This is a genomic window from Shewanella sp. 10N.286.51.B2 (assembly GCF_041469265.1).
Taxonomy (GTDB): domain Bacteria; phylum Pseudomonadota; class Gammaproteobacteria; order Enterobacterales; family Shewanellaceae; genus Shewanella.
In genome coordinates this window covers 1-21,328 of sequence record NZ_JBFRKH010000072.1, presented here as the reverse complement: position 1 = coordinate 21,328, position 21,328 = coordinate 1, and the positions used below count along the sequence as shown (strand labels likewise).

The window sequence follows — 21,328 nt, the reverse complement described above, 5'->3', positions numbered from 1 at the left end:
GCTTTGCAAAAGGCTGTATGCAGTATGTAAAATAAGCTGTAAAAGTAACAGGCCACTTTCTTTTGGAACAAGAAAGTGGCCTTTTTATTGGCTAGCGCTATTAGTTATAAGCGCTGTGAGTTATAAAATTAGCTCGTTAGCTATGAGCCTTAATAGCAGATCATTCTTCACTGCTGTCGATCAGATTGCTAATCGCTTTTGAGATCAGATCTTTTTTCATGCTAGTGCGAGCGACACCTTGTTCAAACCAAAAACTCATCGGCTGATCAAAGCCAATACCATGCATGTAATTGTAAATTGCTTTACGCAGCCCTTCACCTAACATCTCATGATCAGTACCGGTAGGATCGCTAAAATCGACATCATTTTCAGCGAATAAAACTTCAGGGCGATCGCTAAGAGTAATACCAAATTTTTCTGGATTCATACCAACAGGGCTGTGGATCGTGGCCACAAAACGGTGCCAATAGGCAGACTGGAAACAACCTTGCTGCATCATCTGTCGCACCATTTCCAATGAATCCACCGTTTCTTGCTCGGTTTGAGTCGGAAAGCCATACATCAAATATGCGTGCACCATAATACCGGCATCGCTAAAGGCTTTAGTGACTTGGGCAACGCGCTCAACACTGACGCCTTTTTTCATCAGTTTCAATAAACGATCAGACGCCACTTCAAGGCCGCCACTGACCGCGATACAACCAGAGTCGGCTAGCAATTGACAGCGGGCTTGGCTAAAGGTTCTTTCAAAACGGATATTACCCCACCAACTGATCACCACGTTGCGCTCAATTAAGCGTTTTGCAAAGGCAAATAAGGTTTTTGGTGGCAGCGCTTCATCGACAAAATGGAACCCTGTTTGTCCGGTTTCTTCAATGAGTTGCTCAATGCGATCAACCAGAATATCAGCGCCAGCAGTATCGTAGCGATCGATATAGTCCAAACTGACATCACAAAAGCTACATTTACGCCAGTAACAGCCATGGGCGATGGTGAGTTTATTCCAGCGGCCATCACTCCAAATACGGTGCATTGGGTTGAGCATTTCACACAAAGACAGATATTCGCTCAATGGCAAGCCATCGTATATCGGAGCGCCGACTTCCACCTGCGGGATATCGTGGAGTTCTGGGTTTTCATTAAAGTGAACGTAAGGCTCGCCATTGTCATCTTCGGCAAGGAAGTAAGTTCGCACTAAATCATCGACTTCACGTTGGCCTTGAAAGTATTCCAGCAGGGTGATTAACGGGCGTTCGCCGTCATCAAGACAGATAAAGTCGATAAACTCAAATACCCGAGGATCTTTGAGTGCCCGTAGTTCGGTATTGATAAAACCACCGCCGATGATGATGGGGATCTCTGGATTAATGGCTTTACAGGTTTGGGCAATACGTAACGCGCCGAGCATATTACCGGGAAAAGGCACGGTTAAGGCTACAACGCTAGGTTGGGTTTCTTCTAAATAGTGCTCAACCAATTGCGCTAAAATTTCTGAGCTAAAGGTTGGCTCGTCCATCAAGGTATCGTAAAGGTTATCAAAGCTTGGATTAGCCGCAGCTAACTGCTCGCCATAGCGGCTCACTTCAAAGTAAGGATCAACCCCTTGAGTGATGACGCTGGAGAGATCGTTAATAAATAAGGTCGCGAGATATTTGGCTTTATCTTGAACGCCAAGATTACCAAAAGCGGCTTGCAGTACATCGCCTGATACCGCTTCCATTTGCGCAATGGCTTCAAATGCTGGGCCTTCAGGTAAAAATCGGCGCGAGTTAATCCGCAGTGCAAGACTGGGATCTTTACCCTGTAAAAACCGAATCGCGCTCTCAACAGTCAAATGATAACGATCAAATTCAGCCAGAAAATTATGGATAGCATCAGGTAATTCATCGTCTTCAAAGTGCTCGAAATTAGCTTCCACATGTTGACGAATAATGTCCAGCGCAGGCGCAGTCATCATTTCTAGGAAAAGCTCAATGGCAGGATCACGCTGCACTGCTTCATAGCCTCTCGTACGCAAAAAACCAGTCAAATAGGCTGTTGCCGGATAGGGCGTATTTAACTGGGTCATAGGTGGAGTCATTAGAAGAACGGTCATAGCCTGCCTTTAATAGTAAAACTTGAGTGCACTGAACTAAACTGATTGTCAGCCCGAGCTAGGTAAAGAATGTGGCAATAAAACAGTTGCCAAAAAATAAGCTGGGATTCTAACAAATGGCCAAGGGAAAAACCCGTAAATTAGCCAATTGAAGATTAATTTATCACTGTCTGTTTGTTTGTTTTTAGATCGAATTTAATCTATTTCTAGCACAGTCTAGATTTAAATATTAGCAAGGCGGTTAAATATTACGCTAACTGTGTCATTATCAAATTTCGCATCTCAGCTAATGGATTAGGTTTGACACATGGCCGCAAAATTTCAAATTCAATTTTTACGTCTCTGTTTGTATTTAGTATTTGCCCTTGCTATTACGGCGTGTTCGGTCAAAACCGAGCAAGCTAACATTAGCCAAGTGGGCAATATTAGCCATAAAAAAATTGCTGAAGCCAGTGGCTTAGCTTACTCAAATATACACCATGATGTGCTGTGGCTGCACAATGATGGCGGCGATAGCGCCGCAGTGTATGCGATAAATTTATCCGGTGACGTGCTGGCGACGGTGAACATTGAAGGGGTAAAAAATATCGATTGGGAAGATATGAGCTCGTTTATTATCGATGGTAAAGCGTATCTGTTAATCGCCGATGTCGGTGATAATCGTGCCAATCGAAGTCAGTATTTTATTCATATCATTGCAGAGCCAGATGTCAGCAAACTTGAATTGGCCGCATCAATTAAGGTCACCCCGCTTGTGTCACTGGCATTTAATTACCCAGATGGTCCAAAGGATTGTGAGTCTGTTGCTGTTGATGTGGTTAACCAGCAAATTGTATTACTGAGTAAGCGGCACACCCCACAAACCCTATATCAATTGCCGTTACCGTTACAGTTAGCGCAATCACCGGCGTTATTGCCTTCAGAATTTCCTTCGCAATTACCTATGCCATTACCTAAGCAAGAAAGGGACACGCTAGTGGCAACACCTTTAGGGGCACCGCCGGCATTACCAGAATCATTCTCAGATTATTTCGGCAGTATACGCTTAGCACTTTTTGCCGGAAACTCGACAGCAATGAGCTTTTCAAAGGATGGCTTATCTGCGGTAGTGTTAACCTATGGTCACGCTTATTACTATAAGCAGCAACAGCCCACAGGCGCTTTATCACTGTTATCAACTACGCCAACAATCATTGATTTTCCGAAACTATTTCAAGCAGAAGCGGTGAGTTTTAATCACGATGCCAGCCGTTTTTATATCACCTCAGAGGGCAGCCCAGCGCCAATATATGAAGTAAATATTGCTGCTGTATTGGCGAGTTCTGATCACTAACTACTGAAAGCTAGCTACTGAAAAACTCACTGTTGAAATATCAGTATTTATTGCTGATATTTGCCGCGCACCTCATCGATTAAGCGCTTCCATTGCGGATATTTAGCAAAGCTTTGGGGTAAATCGCCCCAAGGTGATAACGCTTGGCTCATGGCATTGTCTGAGTGATCAGCGCCTTGGCTCAGTTGATATAAATAGTAAAAAGCTGAGGCGCGATAATTTAACGCACAATGGACTAAAATTGATTTATCGTTATTGCGCTCCATGATGCTAATAAACTGCGCTACATCTTCCATGGTGGGCTGCTGCCAGTCGACTTCAATGTTGTGGTAAACCATACCTGCATCTGTGACCAGTTTGTCTTCAGCCGCCAAATAGTTTGAGTTGTTTTTGGGGATTAAATTGATCACCACCTCTACCCCTGAATTTTTAAGCGTCTGAAATTGCTCTGCTGTGGGCAAGCCTGCGGTTATCACTTGGCTGTTATTGAGCTTGAGCGCTTTGATGTTATCAAGCTGGCTTGGGTCAATTTGCGCCGCTGCAGGATTGACTAAACTAACGCTTAATAAGCTACTGGTTACCATTGTCATTAACGCGGCTCCCATGATGCTGTTTTTCATCTGTAATCCTTTCATCTGTAATCCTTGGATTTGAGCAATTACATAACAATGTCATCAATGGCGGCTAATTCAGCTGCACTAAAGTTAAGGTTATCTAGTGCGGCCACCGAATCGAGAACTTGTGCTGGGCGACTTGCACCAATCAAGCAACTGGTTACCGCATCATTGTTAAGGTTCCATGCGATCGCCATTTGCGCTAAAGATTGATCCCGGGTTTGGGCAATGGTATTTAATGCCTGCACTTTGGCGATTTTCTCTGGAGTTAGATCGTTATCAGCTAAATAGATTTGATGGGCTTGGGCTGCCCGCGAGTCTTTGGGAATACCATGGAGGTATTTATCAGTGAGCACACCTTGATCCAATGGCGAGAATACAATTGAGCCAACGCCTTGATCTTTTAATACCTCGGTTAAGCCATCTTCAATCCAGCGATCAAACATATTGTAGCGTGGCTGGTGGATTAATAATGGCGTGCCTAGCTGTTTTAAGATACTGATCGCTTGCAGCGTTTCTGCTGGCTGATAACTTGAAATACCCACATACATCGCCCGGCCTGAGCGGACAATATAATCTAGCGCTTGCATGGTTTCTTCAATGGGAGTGTCAGGATCCATGCAGTGATGATAAAAAATATCAAAGTAATCTAGCCCAGTACGTTTAAGGCTTTGATCGCAGCTAGCGATCAAATATTTTCTCGAGCCGCCAATACCATAAGGCCCTGGCCACATGTCGTAACCCGCTTTACTAGAAACGATTAACTCATCTCGATATGGCTTAAAGTCTTGTTTGAAAATATCACCAAAAGTGGACTCCGCCGCGCCGTAATGGGGACCATAATTATTGGCTAAATCAAAGTGGGTAATACCGGCATCAAAAGCTGTTTGCAGGATGTTTCTCGCATTCGATTGGGGGTCTGATGCGCCAAAGTTTTGCCATAAGCCTAATGAAATTTTTGGCAAGCGAATACCGCTGTTACCACAACGGGCATAAGCCATTTTTTGATAGCGTTCGGCGCTGGCAATGTACTGAGGGTTTGGTTCGTGGGTAATCATTTATTATCCTGCAAATGAATTGTTACTAAATTGAATTAGCTTTGAATTTAAGGCGTGTTTTAAATATCTGTTTTAAATCTTTACTTCAAATCTACAGCACTAGAACAATTATAAGCATTGCCCAATATCGTCACTGAAGTGGTAAACGACTGCGGCTTAAGCAAATAAACCGTATTTGCCCCTAGCGTTAATGCTTCATTTCTCAGCTGATTAATCGCCCCTTGAGTTAAATCCTTATTCGAAATAAACAAGTAATCATACCAATGCCCTTGGGAGCCAATTATTGGCCCTTTTAGTTGGCAATCATCAAGCTGTTGTCCTTGCCATAAAATTTGCACATGTTCGCTTTGATAATGAGGGACGTTAATACAAGCCGTGAGTCCTATTGGCATGAGTATCATTAATAACCCCATTAATCTGGCACTGCGATTGACTGGATTCATATAGGCCTTAAAAATTTGCTGTTAATTACGCCATGTTCATATAGCAAGTCTATACTTAATCAGCAGCGTAGTAGAGTTAAAGTCAACTTACTTGGTTAAGCTTCGCTATGCAATCAGCATGTTGGCGTTCACTGTTTCATGAAAGAGTAAACATAGGGATATACACATGGGTAGCATCAATTTAGCCAATGAAACCGTGATTAAGTCTACTTTTGCTACTGCGCAAAACGGTGCCTTTAGCGGTGATGGACAACTATATTTGACTGAAACACGGTTATGTTTTGAAGCCTTTAATAAAATCTTTGAAATGGGTCCTTATGAGATAGACCTTGAGGATATTGTTAGTGTTGAAAAATGTTGGGGGACCGGTGGTGGAGTGTTACCCCTTACCGCAGATGCGATTAAAGTGGAACTTAAAAACCATCAGTCCTATAAATTTATGGTGGCTGACTCTGCTGAATGGCTGGAGCGATTGAATCGTTAACTCATTACCTTAAGCTATGTGAGAACCGCTTACTGATGAATTTAGGCTAATAAAAAGCTAAATCATTGATTCAGCTTTTTAGTTGGGCGACTCGCTATATTGCTAAAAACGCATATTAAGCGTTAGCAAATACATCTTGTAGCGATGGCACCACTTGCTTCTTACGGCTTAATACACCGTCTAGCCAGACTCGGCCTTCAACGGTTGCTTTACCGTAGGCTTTTTCAGTTAAGTCAGCGTCATCTGAAACCACTAACATTTCTGAGCCTTCTTTCATGATATCGGTTAGCAATAATAATACGCTGTGACGGTTACCTTCAGCTTTCAGCGCTGCGATATCAGCTTCTAAATCAGCTTTGATATCGTCAAATACTGATAAGTCGATAACTTCTAATTGACCGATACCGACTAGGTTACCGTTCATGTTGAAGTCTTTAAAATCACGCATGACTAAGTCACGTGCTGGCGTACCTTCAACAGCTGATTTAACTTTGAACATTTCCATGCCCACTGCTTTGAAGTCTTCAATACCGGCAATTTCAGCTAATGCTTCAACGCAGCGGATATCAGCAGTAGTACAGGTTGGAGATTTGAAAATCACAGTGTCACTTAAAATAGCGCACATCATGATGCCAGCAATGTTAGCTGGGATTTCTACTTGGTAGAAATCGTACATCATTTTAATCACTGTGTTACTACAACCTACTGGGCGGATCCAACACTCAAGCGGAGTAGAAGTGGTTAAGTCACCTAATTTATGGTGATCAACAATACCTACGATGGTTGCTTCGGCAATATCATCTGGTGCTTGAGTTAATTCAGAGTGATCAACGATATACACTTCTTCGCCAGCGTAGCTTGTTTTGTACTCTGGTGCTTCAAAACCAAATCTATCTAAGATATACGCTGTCTCAGGTGAAAGTTCACCAAGACGGGCTGCAATAGCAGGGTCTTCAATTTGATTTTTTAAGTAAGCAAGTGCGATTGCACCGCAGATTGAATCTGAATCAGGGATCTTATGACCCACAACATACATTGCCATTTGGTACGCTCCTATAAATTTTCAGCGATTTTAACAAGAAATAACCGCCTGACCAATCTTTACCAATAAAAAAGCCCCAGAGAACGTCCTGAGGCGATTCAAATCAAGCAATATTCATCTTAAGTTGTCAGCTATTGACTAGTTATTTACTCAGTGGTCAATGCATTCACAATGGCTGTTAACTTAAAGCATAACCACCTTTAAGGTGGGCAATATTATCAAAGCCTAAACGCTGCATGGCTTGGGCGGCCACCATGGAGCGGCTACCACTGCGGCACACTAAAACCCACGGCTTGTGCTTTTGGTGTTGATGCTGCTGAATAAACTGCACTAAGCGGGTTAGTGGCACATTCTCAGTGGTGCTACTGGTGGGTTGCAGCGCGTATTCATGGGGCTCACGAATATCGATGACGCTAACTTGCTGTGCTGATAAAGCGCTGGTTAAGCTCTCTGTGTTGTATTCGGTAATATTCACTTTAGCTGCAGCGTTAGCTGGCAATGCGCCGCAAAGAATTTCACTGCCTGACTCATCACACAACTGACTATCAAGCTGGGCTTTTAGGCTTTCAAATTGGCTTTGGCTTAATTGGCCATTTAAGGTGTTGGCCAGCAGTGCATTACGGCTAGATTCAGCTGCTAATGAGGTCGTAAACTCATTGTTATAGTCATGGCTGGCACAAATCAGGGTGTTGTCACCGATAAGCTGATGCAGTCGCTTAAGGCTGGTAAACATCGCTTTAGCGCAGCTGCTGTCAAAGTTAGTTCTGCCGAGACTGCCCATTAAAATCGTGTCGCCAGCAAAGGCAAAGCGGCATTGCTGGCTAAGTGGTTTAGAGCTTAATACTGCCTTAGGTAATTCATCAGTCGATTTATTAGGTAATTCATTAGAAAATGGGTCACATAACAGCAAGCTAATACTGTCGGCGGTATGGCCTGGGGTGGCAACTTTCAGCAGTGCTTGATTGCCAATAGTGATGTACTCAAACAACTCGCCCGCTTGGGTGACGTTGCTGCAGTTTTGCGGCCAGCCTAAATGATCGCTTAATTGATCCGGCAAATGTTTGTCGGCAAGGTATTGGCGACTAGAGACATGATCGGCATGACCATGGGTGTCGATCACCGCCACTAATTCAAGTTGCTGACACTGCAATAGGGTATCTAAGCGTTCATTTAGTTCTGGCAGTGGATCGATGATGATTGCTTGCTTACTTTGTTGATCGGCATAAATCCAACTACAGCTCGGGCCTGAGCGTAATTGAACCAAACCATTTAATGGCTGTTTTTCGCTTATTTCACCACTGTCTAAAATCATACAGCTATGGGTTAATGCATTGGCGGCAGATTGAATTCTGATGCAGGCTTCATCCACCTGCGTTTGAGTCATGGCGGGGCCAAAAGACATTCTGATGGCTGACTCGCTTTGCCACTTGGGTAATCCCATGGCATCTAATACAAAGCTACGGGTGACTTTTGATGAACAAGCAGAGCCTGAACTGACGCGAATATTGGCGGCATCAAATAAATCCATAATCTCTTTGCTACTAAAGCCTGCAATAGCAAAGTTGATGGTTGTTGGCACGCTATTGCTAAAACTGTGGTTAAACACTACAGCAGGAAAAGCACTTTTAAGGGTATCAATTAATTGTTGTTGATAAGCCCTTAAGGTGTCGACATCGGCAAACTGGTTTTTACCCATCGATTGCGAGTTATTTAACAGCATATCGAAAATGACACTTATGGCTGCCATTCCGGGCAGGTTTTCAGTACCCGAGCGCAGGCCGCTTTCTTGGCCGCCGCCAGCAATAATCGGCGTAAATGGAGCACCTTCGCGGATGTAAACAAAGCCAATGCCTTTAGGGGCATACAGTTTATGGCCGCTAAAAGGCGCGTAATCGATACTGGTGTTGGCTAAGTTTAATGCCGTTTTACCCAGTGCTTGGACACAATCAACTAACCAATAAATATCAGGGTTAGCTTGGCGGATGATGCGATCAAGCTGAGTTAAGTCTTGGTAAACCCCGGTTTCATTGTTTACTGCCATGGTGCAAATCATTAATGCATTGGGCGCTTCTTTAGCAATAAAGTCCTGATCAAGTTTACCCATATGATCAACGGGGATCGCTTTAATTTCTGCGTTTATTTCAAGAATGGCATTCCAATGCTTTAAGGATTCTGGCACCGCTTTATGCTCAGTGGCGCCATATAACAAGCTGTATGTTTGATCTTGCTTGAGGCTAGTTTTAGCGGCAGCTTTAGCCGCGACTAAGGCGGAAATGATCGCGGTTTGAATCCCTTCTGTGGCGCCGCTGGTAAAAATTACGGTACCTGTGTCAGCGCCAATCACTTGTTTAGCTTTTACCCGAGTTTGCTCCATCAGGTTTTTGGCTTTAAGGCCGCTGATATGGCTACTACTTGGGTTACCAAATAGGGTTTCCATTGTAGTTAATGCTGCCGTTGCAGCTTGGGGTAGCACAGGAGTTGTGGCATTAGCATCGAGATATATTTGGCTTAGTTCAGTGGCGCTTTTCATAGGGGTAAGACTCGCATGTTGATTAGTTGTTATATAGCTTTTAGTTATAACTAATTTCTTGTGGTTATATTAACAGTTTAATAACAACGATCAAGATCACATTTTTGCTTAGATTAAAAAATACAGCTATAAATTGTCATTTTAGTAAAGAGAGTTTTTAAATTGGTGTGGCGGCAACTTTGTATGGAACCAAAGGTCACTAGAGTGAACTAAGATTTGAAGTTGTTTTGTTATTGATTTTAAGAACGATAAAAAAAAGGAACAAGGCGGTTAGCGCTTATTCCCTTTTTATTTGTGATGAGCAGACTAGGCTTAAGTTTTGCTTCAGATTTTGAAGCAGACGTAAACTCAACAGCTGACTGAAACTCAAACTCTCACTTTGATGACTACTTTTCTGACATCTTTGGCTGTATCACTGGTGCTGGGCATATGCATATCTTCAGGGAAGAAAATCGCAAACATACCCGCCTTTAAGGGTATAAAAGCCGCATTAGCTTTATTGGCTTCATAATCGTACTTACTGTAATCATGCTCATTGTGATAAGGCGCTAACGGCGCTTGATCTGCAAGTGGTAAATAGCCAAATTCTTCTTCACCGCTAACCACAAATTGCACATCAATATAACGCTGATGACTTTCAAAAGACTCGGTGTGTTTCGGCTTAGTTTGGTAATCATTGACGATAGCAAATATATCTTTGCCTTCAATGGGGTAATTACCTAATTCATATTGGCTAAAATCAGTGGCTGCGAGGTGAGCAAGTGCAGTGGCTAATCTTGGGCTAATAGCATGATAAAGCTGATGATTTGCTAGGGTATCGACAATCATGATAAGTCTCTAAAAGTTAAGATAAGTCATTATCGCTTAATTTAGCATGCTGCACCATGACAGATATATTTATACAGGGCTGTGAAAATAATCAGCTTAGACAAAGCGGCGATCAGTTGGTTATGATGATAGTGCGGTTGACATGAATAGGATATCAAGTGGCAGCATTACGATTATTAGCAGGCAAAACGGCATTTGAACAAATTGAACAAAACGGCATACAGCAGTCGATGTTTACTCAATTGTTTGCAGCATCAGGTGGCCCCAAATGGATTGGCGTCGCAGGGCTCGATAAATACTTGTTCAGTGAGTTTTTTAGTGACAGGCAAGCACCACTTTATACCATGGGTGCTTCATCTGGAGCCTGGCGTTTAAGCTGTTTAGCGCAAAAGAATCCGTTAGAGGCCTATCATCGCTTTGAAGACTATTATATCGATCAGCGCTACGAGACTGTGCCTTCTCGTCAAGAGGTGACTGAGCAGGTAGAGCGAATTATTGCTGGCATATTAGGTGCTAATGGCGCCATGGATATAGTCAATAACCGTATTATTCAAAGTCATTTTGTGGTGTGTAAGGCCAAGCATTTAAATGCTGGGCGTTCCAAGGGAAAATTAGCAATGGGGCTGGCTGCTACTGCAGTGTCTAATGCTGCTAGCCGTCGCAGTTTAGCTTGGCACTTTGAAAGACTGGTATTTAGTCATCAGCAAGTTAAATCGCCTTTTTCACAATTATCCGATCTGCCCACCGAGCATGCTCAATTAACTCGCAGTAATATCAATCAAGTGCTGCTAGCCACTGGCTCTATTCCATTACTGCTCTCGCCAGTGACCCAAATCAATGGCGTTAGTGACGGTCATTATTACGATGGCGGCATTACTGATTATCACTTTGATATGCCTTTACCTGCCGCAGAAGGCTTAAGTTTATATCCGCACTTTTATCCTTACATGAGCCCTGGCTGGTTCGATAAATCACTAAAATGGCGCCGTGCTAAAAAGCATTATCATAATGCGCTGATCCTGGCGCCGACCCCAGAGTTTATTGCTTCTTTGCCTTACCAGAAAATTCCTGATCGTGAAGACTTTAAAAAGCTTGATAGCGACAGTCGTATCGCTTATTGGCGCGAGTCAGTTAAGCGCAGTGAGCAACTGGCGATTGAGTTTGCCGGCATCATTGAAAACCAGTCGGTGATGAGTCATTTAGAGCGGCTTTAAGCTGCTTTATTGATTGTTTTTAACCTCCTATTTAAGGGTTATCTTAAGCGCTATCTGATCGCTTTTTGAAACTATTTCGTAAAACACCCTGTCTAATAATTAATCGCTTAAGTCTGCGTTATTTGTTAATTACAGCTATCATTAAAAAGAATGATAAGCGGATGGTGACTAGCAAATAAACTATCAAGCACTAAACTTAATTTGCTCATATCTGTGACAACTAGTTGATTATATAGGCTGAAGCGAGCTAGTTGTCATCGGCGATATAAATATGCTGCGCCTTGTGGTGTAAGCCCTAAATGAATATTTATCAGCATTTCTATGGTCTGGAGGCTGCTATGAAAACATTAGAAATGGCCTTGGTTATTCAAGAGGCGGTTATTCTTCCTGGCGGCCGCCAAGAGATCAGAGTGGTATCGCCAAATCAGCTGTTAATGGTTGCTAGTGTGCTGAAAGGAGACTACCGCTTAGCCTTAGCTGCGAGCAAAAGTAGCGGTAAAAGTAGCGGTAAAGGTAATAGCAGTCCGCCATGTTATAGCACAGCAACAGAGTGTGAGATTATCGACTTTCATCAACTCGACGATGACTCATTAAGTATTGTGATTGAAGGTCGCCAAAGGGTAAAAATTCTGTCTGCGGCGCAACTAAGGGATGGAAGTTGGATTGCGCGCACATTAGCCTGTCAAAATTGGCAAGATGAACCCATAGGCGAAAAGTTTGAAATTATCAGTGCCGCTTTAGAGCAATTCTATGAGGTAAACCCTGATTTATTGGAATTATATAATCAGGTGCATTTAGAAGATGCCACCTGGGTAAGCCAGCGTTGGTTAGAAGTGTTACCTATGTATAACAAGGATAAATTACAGCTTGTTGAGCAACCTAATTGCCACAAGACTATGGCTTTTGTGCTGCAGCTATTAAAGTCCCATGTAGATGCCTAAGTTACCGCTTTACAGCAATGACGAGCAAGTCGCTGTGATTGTATTTAACTCGCCAAGTTTGGGCTAACTGTGCTGGATTTTACTTCAAGTGGCTCGTTAACAGGAAAGCTTAGGTTCATTTATATTACTCATGTCCGTTATACTGACGGGATATGTAAGTCACTAATCATTGTAACTATGTCTTCTGATACCTCAGCTAGAGCTGCACAACCTTCTTATGTGGTGTTACCACAACTGACTCATCCTTCGAAAAATGCAGCTGCAAGTTCAACAGCGCCAAAAACCGTGGTGGAATTTTTAGTGTCGCATTTTGCGCAAATCCCACCGCAAGTGTGGTTAAAGCGGATTGAGGACGGCAAAGTGCATTGGGCAGATGGCAGCTTAATTACTGTCGATACTGCCTATAGACCTGCAACAAGGGTGTATTACTACCGAGAAGTGACAGCGGAAACCAAGATCCCTTTTGTGCAGAAAATTTTGCATCAAGATGAGCATTGTATGCTGGTGTTTAAACCACACTTTTTGCCAGTAACCCCCAGCGGAAACTTTGTTAATGAATGCTTAATCCATAGGCTCAGGATTGCCACCGGCATTGACACTATAACTCCTGCCCACCGCCTTGATAGGCCAACTGCAGGCGTCATGCTAATGACAGTTAACCCTGAGTCTAGGCATGCGTATCATGCTCTTTTTAGTGATGGCAAAATTACAAAGCAATATCAAGCGATTGCTAAGTTAACAGCGGCACTATTGGCACAATCCCAAGCGGGTGAATTAACCTTGCCAATACACTGGACGGTTAAAAATAGGATGGTGCGCTCAACCCCAAGCTTTTTAATGAAAGTGACCGAAGGTGAGCCCAATACCCATTCTGAAATTAGCCTTATTGCCATAAAAGGCGATAAAGGTTTATTTGAGCTGAGCCCGATCACCGGGAAAATGCATCAACTTAGGGTACACATGATGTCGTTGGGAATGCCGTTAGAAAACGATACTAATTATCCTACTTTAGCGCCAAAGAGTGCCGATGATTTTTCAAAACCGTTACGGTTAATTGCTAAATCACTGCAGTTTATTGACCCGATTAGCCATATTGAGCGTCAGCTGAGCTGCGAAGGCTATGAAGCTGAATTTGATCTTTAACCTGCTTGATTAAATGCTATATCAGCATGAGTCACGCGCAGCGATAACTGTTTAGTGCGCTGAATATATGAATTTTATGAGCTGTGACGAACGACTGTCGACCAATGACTCACTATTAGTGGTTTGTTTGAGCTTAGTCCGATTACAGGTAAAACTCATCAATTAAGAGTGCATATGCAAAGCATTGGTATGCCATTGCTTAACGACAGGTTTTACCCTGTGCTACAACCGAAAGGACCAGATAACTTTGCTAATCCACTAAAGTTATTGGCACAACGATTACAGTTTATTGATCCTATTACACAGCAAAGTAATGATTGGCACTGTAATGAATTAAATTTCAACTAATATAGATGTTTACACTACCGGAACTAACTCAGTCAGGTTATATTGTGACTAATTTATAGGATTTAGGTGCTGTCATGGAACGAGTTAAATACGGCCTAATTTTTTTAATTGCACTGCTATTAAGTATTGCTTTGTTGAATAGTGTCGATCATTTCTTGGCTAAACAAGTCATTGCCCGTGACGCAGCAATTTTAACGGATAAGTTTGAGCACTTAATTAAAACCAGTGCGGCAGAATTAAATGAATTACCCGAAATCACTTTTGATTCATTCGAGTGTACCCCACAGGCTGAGGCGCAGTTAAAGCGCGCAGTATTTGGTGCAAGCTTTATTCGTTGGATTGGCGTAACGAAAGAGCTAAATATATATTGTGAATCTAACGAGATTATTCGAGAAATTCACAATGTGAAACATCATCAAATTAGTCAAACCTATAGTTTAGGGATACTAGAGTCTGAAAGTGATCAGAATCTGGAATTAGTGCTTATTCGCAATATGGGGGATATTTTTTACGCCGCGAGCATACTCCCGTTAGAGCCGAGTTATTTTGTTCCGATGAGCTGCGAGAAATGTTTAGAATATCGATTATCGTTCGATTCGAGTCCTTTTTTAACATTTGGTTTTGAAAGCTTTGATGGTGATTATTACGTGAGTGAGGCGGTTAACTTAACCACCGACTATTTTGACGCAACCTTTGAATTATCAGGTAATCGTGAGTTTTATGAGCAATATACCTACTTTTCTTGGTGGATTGTTTTAATCATTGCCAGCATTTTGGCTGCTTGGGTCACGTATATCGCCCGTTTATGGTTTAACCATAGTCAATCTGTTCATAGCCAAATTATTCAAGGGATTAAGCGGTCTGAGTTTATTCCTTTTTATCAGCCTATTGTCGATTCTCGCAGTCAAAAAGTCATTGGCGCAGAAGTGCTCATGCGTTGGCAACGGCAAGATGGCAGTTTAATGCCACCGAATCAGTTTATTCCTTACGCAGAAGCCAATGGCTTAATTGTTGATATGACCAAGGTGTTGTTGGCGCATGTTTTTAATGATGTTAAGCAACTTGCGGTTACACGAGAACCATTATTTTTTAGCGTTAATATTGTGCCAGAACATTTAGATAATGATGATTTGTATCAATTGCTAAAAGGCGTTGTTGAATCAGGCGAGTTGAAACAACATCGCATTTCATTAGAAATCACTGAGCGTCATCCTATTAGTGACTTAGTTGCTGCGCGTAAAATGTTAGATAAGTTTTATGCTATCGGCATAGATTTAAAATTAGATGATGCCGGCACTGGTTATGGTGGTTTTAGCTATGTGCAAAATTTAGGCATTAGTACCCTCAAAATTGACAAAATGTTTGTTGATACTATCGGTCATCAAGATAACTTTAATGCGAAAACCATTGAAGCTATTATTTCATTTGCGCAAAAATCCAATTTAAACATCATTGCAGAAGGTGTAGAAAGCCATGAGCAAGTGGCTTATTTAAGTGAGCATGGTGTTTACTCTATTCAAGGCTATGTGTTCTCTAAACCTTTATCATTTGATGATTTTTGTGCTGGTTACAGCCATTAACAGTGAATGATATTAGCGACCAGTGCTTATTTTAACGTATGTAGCCGCGAGTGAATCGCGGCTTTTTATTGTCAGTAATTTAATGGTTACATCTGGTAATGTTTGGCGTTTTATGGTGCTAAATGAAATGTAAATTGCATAAATATGGCTTAAATTGGAATGCTTTGTAGAGCGAGCTGACTATAAAAGCCGTTGCCGAGGCTGCTTAATTAGTAATCATTGAGTGGGGAGGCTAAAGAGGTAAACTAAAATCGCTTACTCATTTTAATGACAGTAATGTTTAGATTTTGGTGATAACTTTACGTTGTCGAGCTAACGTAGTGAACTGACGTATTTGATAAGGGGGGTATATTGAGCAGAAAAAGCCTAAATGCGGCAGGTGTATTGCTGTTATCAGCGAGTTTAGCGCCGATTAGCGTAACAGCAGATCAACTTTATTTTAGCTTTGATAATGATATCGTTACCGGCGCAGATGGTGATTATTCCAATGGTTTTGTTATTGGTTGGCATGCAAAGCCAGAACAAAATTTTTCAGCGGCCTCATCGGTCTTTCAATGGCAATCGGCACTATTATTCCCTCAACAAACACAGCAAACACACCGTGGGGCTCAGTTATATAGCCGAATGTGGACCCCAATTGAAATCGCCTATGACTATCCACAATCAGAAGAAAGACCTTATGCCGGTCTATTGGAGTTAGAAAGTTATACCGGTGTGTTTAGCCCATCACTGGCACAAAAAAATTGGTTGTCTGTTGGTGTTATGGGACCTGCGTCAGGGGCTGAAATGCTGCAATCAGTGGTGCATAAAATTACCTCATCAACTAAACCGGGTGGCTGGGATTATCAAATAGAGAATCAGCTGACATTTCAACTTGCCTATGAAGTCGAAGCTTTACTCACTCGTCAGCAAGCATTTGAAAATAGTCAGTGGGATTTAAGCGCATTTAATCATTCGATGGCTGGGAATTTTCGTTCTCAATCGAGTGTCGGTCTCACCTTGCGTTGGGGTGATGACTTAGACCAAACCTTTGGCCAACTTTCAAGTCAGGCTGGTCACTTAGGAAATTATACTCATTCCGCTAACTCTGATGGTAGCTGGACGGCTTATGCAAGGGTGCAGGCTGGATATCGGTTTAATGATTTAACCATTGATGGTGATTTACCCTATGACTCATCGCTTGAAATCAAGCATGAACAAGCGCAAGCAAGTTTAGGGGTGATATGGGCATTTCCCACATGGTCTGTGAGTTGGAGCTTTGATTTTTATAGCAAAGAATATCAATCAGATGTCGATGACTGGCATGGCTACGGCGTGATTAGCTATACTAAAGTGTTGTAATTCTGGCTATAAAAAAACGATGTTTAAAAGGCGCACCATGATTCATCATGGTGCGCCTTTTCAGTCTATTACAGAGTTATTATGACTAAAGTTTTTTAGACCTGATTGTGCATGTCATTTAATGCTTGATGTAGCAAATCATCGTCATTAGCCTGATTAGTATCACTTTGATCAGGTTGGTCATTTAAATCTGCCAATAACTCATCTTTATGCTGCTGATGGTTATCATCATCTAACGGGTTTTCAAAAGCGTCGACCTGATTGGCATCTAACATATCGGCATCAGGTGCCGCTAGTGTTTCCGCCACATTAGCTAAATCATTCACTACTGTTGCTTGTGGAGTTGGATTCATATCAGCATGACTAACGCCTACCATCTGTAGATAGTGATCAATAGGAGAACTCGCCCCGGACTGGTTAAGTGAATGAGCACCTTCGGGATGCTCGGGGCTGCTTTCATCATCAGCGCCAATATGCGCTAGCACCTCATCAAATGAAGGTTCATCTTCAGTGATGCTTGCGCTAAAAGTCATTATGTCGTCAGGTACGTCGTTCATGTCCGCTGCAGGTGGCGGAGCGGCAGGTGTATCGGGTGTGATTGTCATGCCAACAAGGTGAGTAGAGGTTTGGTTATGACCACTGTGGCCATGAACATAAGTCACATCTACATTCACTTTGACATCAACATTGGACGCATGTGCATCATGATACACAACTTGAAATACGTCATGATGTTCTTCTGAAGTGGTTTGCCCTGCCCAATGGCTGCCGCCTGTCGCCTTATTACCGGCAGTCGGAGCTTGCCTATAAACATAGTCCACGTGGCCAGTTACGGGATCGATGCTTAAGGTACCGTATTGGCCTTGCAAACTGGTTGAAGTATGACCGTGGCCATCAGTGATTGCCCACCCAGCGCCAGATAAACTAGGGCTGAGCTGTTGTATTATTGGAGGTGCAACCAGATCGCCTGAGATATGTGAGCCAATGCTACCACTACCTGTTGGTGTGGGGGGGGTCTTAAAGCTCAAAGTGGGTACAGGGTTAGCGCTATCGCTAATAAACAGAGGGCTGTGTATTGATGCTAAATTACCCGCTAAATCTTGAACAGATGCGGTGACATCAACCGTTCCCCCTGGCAGCGCCTGAACCTCCGCTGCGGTTAATGAAGTGTGCCAAGCGCCTTGAGTTACCACGGCTTGATGCTGCTGACCCGCAATCGTTACAGTAACCGTTTGCCCATCTTCAACGCCAGATACTGTACCGGTTATATCAACCGCTTGCTGGTGTTCGCTGGCTTCAATGATATTGTCGCTAGTGATTGGGTTAACCCTAATGGCCGCGTTAGTATCGGTGCTGTAGTGATGATTATCCGTCGCAGTAGCGTTGTTTCCTGCTGTATCCGTTATGGTGACTGATGCGCTAATGTTGGTGTGGCTGCTCAGTTGATTGGCTGGGATGTCGATTGAGAATCTATGTTGTGCATCCACGGCGCCAGTGTAAGTGTGTGTGCCTAGTGTAAGGGTGATATTGTCGCCAACGCTGACTTCACTCCCCACAGTACCAGTGACTGGCACGCTGCCACTGAGCTCGGCCTGATTGAGCACGTCATCAGCAGTGATAGGGTCAAGGCTAATGTGTGGCGCTGCTACATTAGTGTCTAGCGTAAAATCAATACTGGTGGCTTTTGATGTGTGCCCAGCGTTGTCAGTTTGCCTTACCTGTAGCTGATTAAGTCCCTCGACAGGAGTAAATTGGCTGCTCCAATGGGCACCACCATCTGTGGAATACTCCACCTGCATTCCAGCGGTTTGACCTGAGATGCTAAGCGCCCCATCTTGAGTGATCAAGTCTGTGGCCGAGCTGCCGGTATCATGGGCCAGCGAGACTGCTAATGGCGCAATAATGATCGGGGCTTGGTAAGGGTCTATATGAATAGTTAAGTTGTTCTGACTATTGTCTGCATAATCACCATTCGTGTCTGTGACGCGGTAGATAAGATTAGGCACTTGCCCGCTAAATTGACTGTTTGGGGTAAAGGTGTAGTCGCCGTTGGCTGAAATTGCGATAACCCCAACACCAGTAATGTTATGAGTTTGCCCAGCTTGAACCGTTACATAGTGATGCGTTACTGGGTCTTGAAATTGCATATCATCAAGCACTAACTGTGCGCCATCATCAACATCCGTAGCCCCCTGCAGTAAGTTGCCTGTAACGGGGCCGTTATTCTGCTGAGAATGTGGGTTAAAACTGTGGATGATTGGACGATCACTGGTGCCTGTGACGACGACTTGAGCTTGCTGCTGCGATGTCTGCACATTGCTACCAGCTCCTTGTTGTAGCTCATACTTAATGTCAACTTTTAAGGCGATGCCGTTGGCCAAATGGTTGTAGCTATTGTGCGCCGGATCGACCTGTAATGTATGGCCATCGCTTGCTAGCATAAAGCCATCGGGTACCTGATTAGTGTAATGAACACCGTCGGTCGAAAATTGCATGTGGCTTACAGTGCCACTGCTCAGTCCACCGAGTAAATCGAGAGATTTAACCGCGCCACCTTCATTAACGCTCACGCTTGGCGTGTCATCATGGCCATGAATTTGCACATTGATGGTGTGGCTAGCAGTGCCGTCCGGTGAGGTAAGGGTAAAGCTTTCGGTCACAACTTGCCCGGCAACCAAACCATTAGTGGTAGCGAGTGAATTGTCTAAGGTATAAGACCAATTGCCTTGCTGATCCATTGACAGATAACCATACTGCCCCGCTAACTGGCTGATTGTGGCAAACTGATTTTCGCCACTGTCGACATCTGTCAGTGTTAACTGCCCCGTCAGACGACTCGTTGCACCATCTTCGAAGATATCGACGTTCGATGATGCTTGTGACTGGCCATTGATCAGGGCTGCATCGTTCACCGCTGCGAGCGTGGTGCTAGCAGCTGTATGGGTCACACCACCGTGGGCATCCTTAACGTCATAGCTAAAATGGACATCGCCGTTATAGTCTTTTTCTGGGCTAAAGGTAAAGGTGCCATCGCCATTAATTAATATCGAACCATGGTCGGCCTGTAGGTTTTCAATGGATAATTTGCCAATATCGTTGTCATCGATATCAGTTGTGTTAGCCAGTAGCTGTGCTGGGGTGAGGACTATCTGGGTATCTTCTAAGCCATTCGCTAAACGTACTTCAGCTGATGCAACTGGGGCATCATTGGTGCCATGAACGGTCACTGTGATATCTTTTTTAGCACTGCCATCAATAGATTCAACGGTAAAGGTTTGCTGGAAGCTTTCCCCTGCGCCTAAATGTTGGACTTTATCATTGTCAATATCGTATGACCAATGGCCCTTTGCGTTGATATTGAACCGACCACCTTCGGCGGTGGTGATGGTTTGTGCAATAAAACCGGCTTGGTCGTGATCGGGGTCAATCACCTGTAACGTGCCGCCACTGCTGAGCTGATTAGTGGTATTGCCAAAGGAAGTGTGATCTTCGTAAACATGATTATTGAGGCTGGAGTAGGGCGTTACTTCAATTTTTGCTTGGTTATCTTCACCGGTCACCTTCACCATAATGGTGAGCTTTTGACCATCATTGGTTTCGATTTCGTAGGGGAGCTCCATCGACTCGCCAGCATGTAGGCTACCAATGAGATCGTCCGCATGACGATTGGTAACAGCTTCTAATCTGAATTGATAAGTGCCATTAGGCCAAACATCAAGGTGACCAGGCTCAACCCCTTGGCCTAAATACTTCCCGCTAAAAACAAACTGAGTGTTATCACCACTATCAGGGTCAATTAGCTGAAGCTGGCCTCTATAGAATTTAAATTCACTATCCAGCGCTTGTGTTTCAGTGAGCTGAATGACATTAGAAACCAGTGTGGCTTTATCATCTGTGCCGGCAATCGTAAGCGTGGCGGTTTGTTGCGTACTTCCACCATGGCCATCTTCTACTTGATAAGTGATAGCGATTTGTTGCGACTGACCATTGGCCAAATGGTTAAATGCGGGATTGGTGGCATCAACAATTAATGTATGCCCATCAGTATCTAAGGTAATGCCCGTTGGAAGTTGGCTCGACTGAGGTTGACCATCGATGGCATATTCAAGGTGGCTGATGGTTAAAGCGTCGCCCTCTTTATCTGTGGCACCTAATAGCAGATTGAGGGTGTGATGATTATCGGCCCCCTCACTGACACTGTCGGTTAAAGGCGTCACATCAGGGTTGTCGTTAACCGCAGTTAAAGTCATGCTGGCACTTGTATGGGTGACCCCTCCATGAGCATCTTTGACGTCATAGCTAAAGTGCACCGCGCCGTTGTAGTCTTTTTCTGG

General features: G+C 43.5%; 15 protein-coding genes and 1 pseudogene. 8 read left to right on the top strand and 8 right to left on the bottom strand.

Annotation, left to right across the window (positions count from 1 at the left end; genetic code table 11):
• Positions 1-160 precede the first annotated feature (160 nt).
• Complete coding sequence (locus tag AB4140_RS17475; RefSeq protein ID WP_303413909.1) at positions 161-2,095, bottom strand: radical SAM protein; 1,935 nt, start codon at positions 2,093-2,095, stop codon at positions 161-163.
• Between the two features lie 307 nt (positions 2,096-2,402).
• Here AB4140_RS17475 and AB4140_RS17470 point away from each other — a divergent pair, with 307 nt between their 5' ends.
• Positions 2,403-3,428 (top strand): hypothetical protein, encoded by a 1,026-nt coding sequence (locus tag AB4140_RS17470; RefSeq protein ID WP_372001962.1) that lies wholly within the window; start codon positions 2,403-2,405, stop codon positions 3,426-3,428.
• A 47-nt stretch (positions 3,429-3,475) separates the two neighbouring features.
• Here the strand turns inward: AB4140_RS17470 and AB4140_RS17465 are convergent, their stop codons facing one another.
• The 3 genes from AB4140_RS17465 to AB4140_RS17455 all read right to left on the bottom strand — a co-directional run bounded on the left by AB4140_RS17465 (position 3,476) and on the right by AB4140_RS17455 (position 5,543).
• Positions 3,476-4,063, bottom strand: coding sequence for a protein tyrosine phosphatase family protein (locus AB4140_RS17465; protein WP_241903463.1), 588 nt, complete (start codon positions 4,061-4,063; stop codon positions 3,476-3,478).
• A 23-nt stretch (positions 4,064-4,086) separates the two neighbouring features.
• On the bottom strand, positions 4,087-5,100 hold the full coding sequence (locus AB4140_RS17460) for an aldo/keto reductase (protein WP_372001960.1): 1,014 nt from the start codon (positions 5,098-5,100) through the stop codon (positions 4,087-4,089).
• A gap of 80 nt (positions 5,101-5,180) precedes the next feature.
• Entirely contained in the window at positions 5,181-5,543 is a 363-nt protein-coding gene (locus AB4140_RS17455) for a DUF4156 domain-containing protein (protein ID WP_303446426.1), read from the bottom strand.
• A gap of 166 nt (positions 5,544-5,709) precedes the next feature.
• Here AB4140_RS17455 and AB4140_RS17450 point away from each other — a divergent pair, with 166 nt between their 5' ends.
• Positions 5,710-6,027: a GRAM domain-containing protein gene (locus tag AB4140_RS17450; RefSeq protein WP_102436583.1), complete on the top strand. Its 318-nt coding sequence runs from the start codon at positions 5,710-5,712 to the stop codon at positions 6,025-6,027.
• A 115-nt stretch (positions 6,028-6,142) separates the two neighbouring features.
• On the opposite strand, the gene AB4140_RS17445 is transcribed toward AB4140_RS17450, so the two are convergent.
• From AB4140_RS17445 to AB4140_RS17435, 3 genes are all read right to left on the bottom strand, one after another.
• Complete coding sequence (locus tag AB4140_RS17445; protein ID WP_372001958.1) at positions 6,143-7,069, bottom strand: manganese-dependent inorganic pyrophosphatase; 927 nt, start codon at positions 7,067-7,069, stop codon at positions 6,143-6,145.
• A gap of 178 nt (positions 7,070-7,247) precedes the next feature.
• Positions 7,248-9,599: an aminotransferase class V-fold PLP-dependent enzyme gene (locus AB4140_RS17440; RefSeq protein ID WP_372001956.1), complete on the bottom strand. Its 2,352-nt coding sequence runs from the start codon at positions 9,597-9,599 to the stop codon at positions 7,248-7,250.
• A gap of 366 nt (positions 9,600-9,965) precedes the next feature.
• Positions 9,966-10,427: a YhcH/YjgK/YiaL family protein gene (locus AB4140_RS17435; RefSeq protein ID WP_372001954.1), complete on the bottom strand. Its 462-nt coding sequence runs from the start codon at positions 10,425-10,427 to the stop codon at positions 9,966-9,968.
• A 158-nt stretch (positions 10,428-10,585) separates the two neighbouring features.
• Here AB4140_RS17435 and AB4140_RS17430 point away from each other — a divergent pair, with 158 nt between their 5' ends.
• From AB4140_RS17430 to AB4140_RS17405, 6 genes and pseudogenes are all read left to right on the top strand, one after another.
• Entirely contained in the window at positions 10,586-11,641 is a 1,056-nt protein-coding gene (locus tag AB4140_RS17430; RefSeq protein WP_372001952.1) for an alpha/beta hydrolase, read from the top strand.
• Positions 11,642-11,979: 338 nt separating this feature from the next.
• Positions 11,980-12,582, top strand: a complete 603-nt coding sequence (locus AB4140_RS17425) for an LON peptidase substrate-binding domain-containing protein (RefSeq protein WP_102476537.1) — start codon at positions 11,980-11,982, stop codon at positions 12,580-12,582.
• 177 nt (positions 12,583-12,759) lie between these two features.
• Positions 12,760-13,725 carry a pseudouridine synthase gene (locus AB4140_RS17420; RefSeq protein WP_303503271.1) on the top strand — a complete coding sequence of 322 codons (966 nt, stop codon included), beginning with the start codon at positions 12,760-12,762 and terminating at the stop codon, positions 13,723-13,725.
• 120 nt (positions 13,726-13,845) lie between these two features.
• A pseudogene (locus AB4140_RS17415) lies at positions 13,846-14,073 on the top strand (pseudouridine synthase); the annotation flags it as partial.
• Between the two features lie 74 nt (positions 14,074-14,147).
• Positions 14,148-15,653 carry an EAL domain-containing protein gene (locus tag AB4140_RS17410; protein ID WP_372001950.1) on the top strand — a complete coding sequence of 502 codons (1,506 nt, stop codon included), beginning with the start codon at positions 14,148-14,150 and terminating at the stop codon, positions 15,651-15,653.
• A 351-nt stretch (positions 15,654-16,004) separates the two neighbouring features.
• The gene (locus AB4140_RS17405) at positions 16,005-16,994 is read left to right on the top strand and encodes a lipid A deacylase LpxR family protein (RefSeq protein WP_372001948.1); all 990 of its coding nucleotides are present in this window, start codon (positions 16,005-16,007) and stop codon (positions 16,992-16,994) included.
• A gap of 95 nt (positions 16,995-17,089) precedes the next feature.
• On the opposite strand, the gene AB4140_RS17400 is transcribed toward AB4140_RS17405, so the two are convergent.
• A partial coding sequence (locus AB4140_RS17400; RefSeq protein ID WP_372001946.1) for a VCBS domain-containing protein occupies positions 17,090-21,328 on the bottom strand: 4,239 nt, incomplete at its 5' end.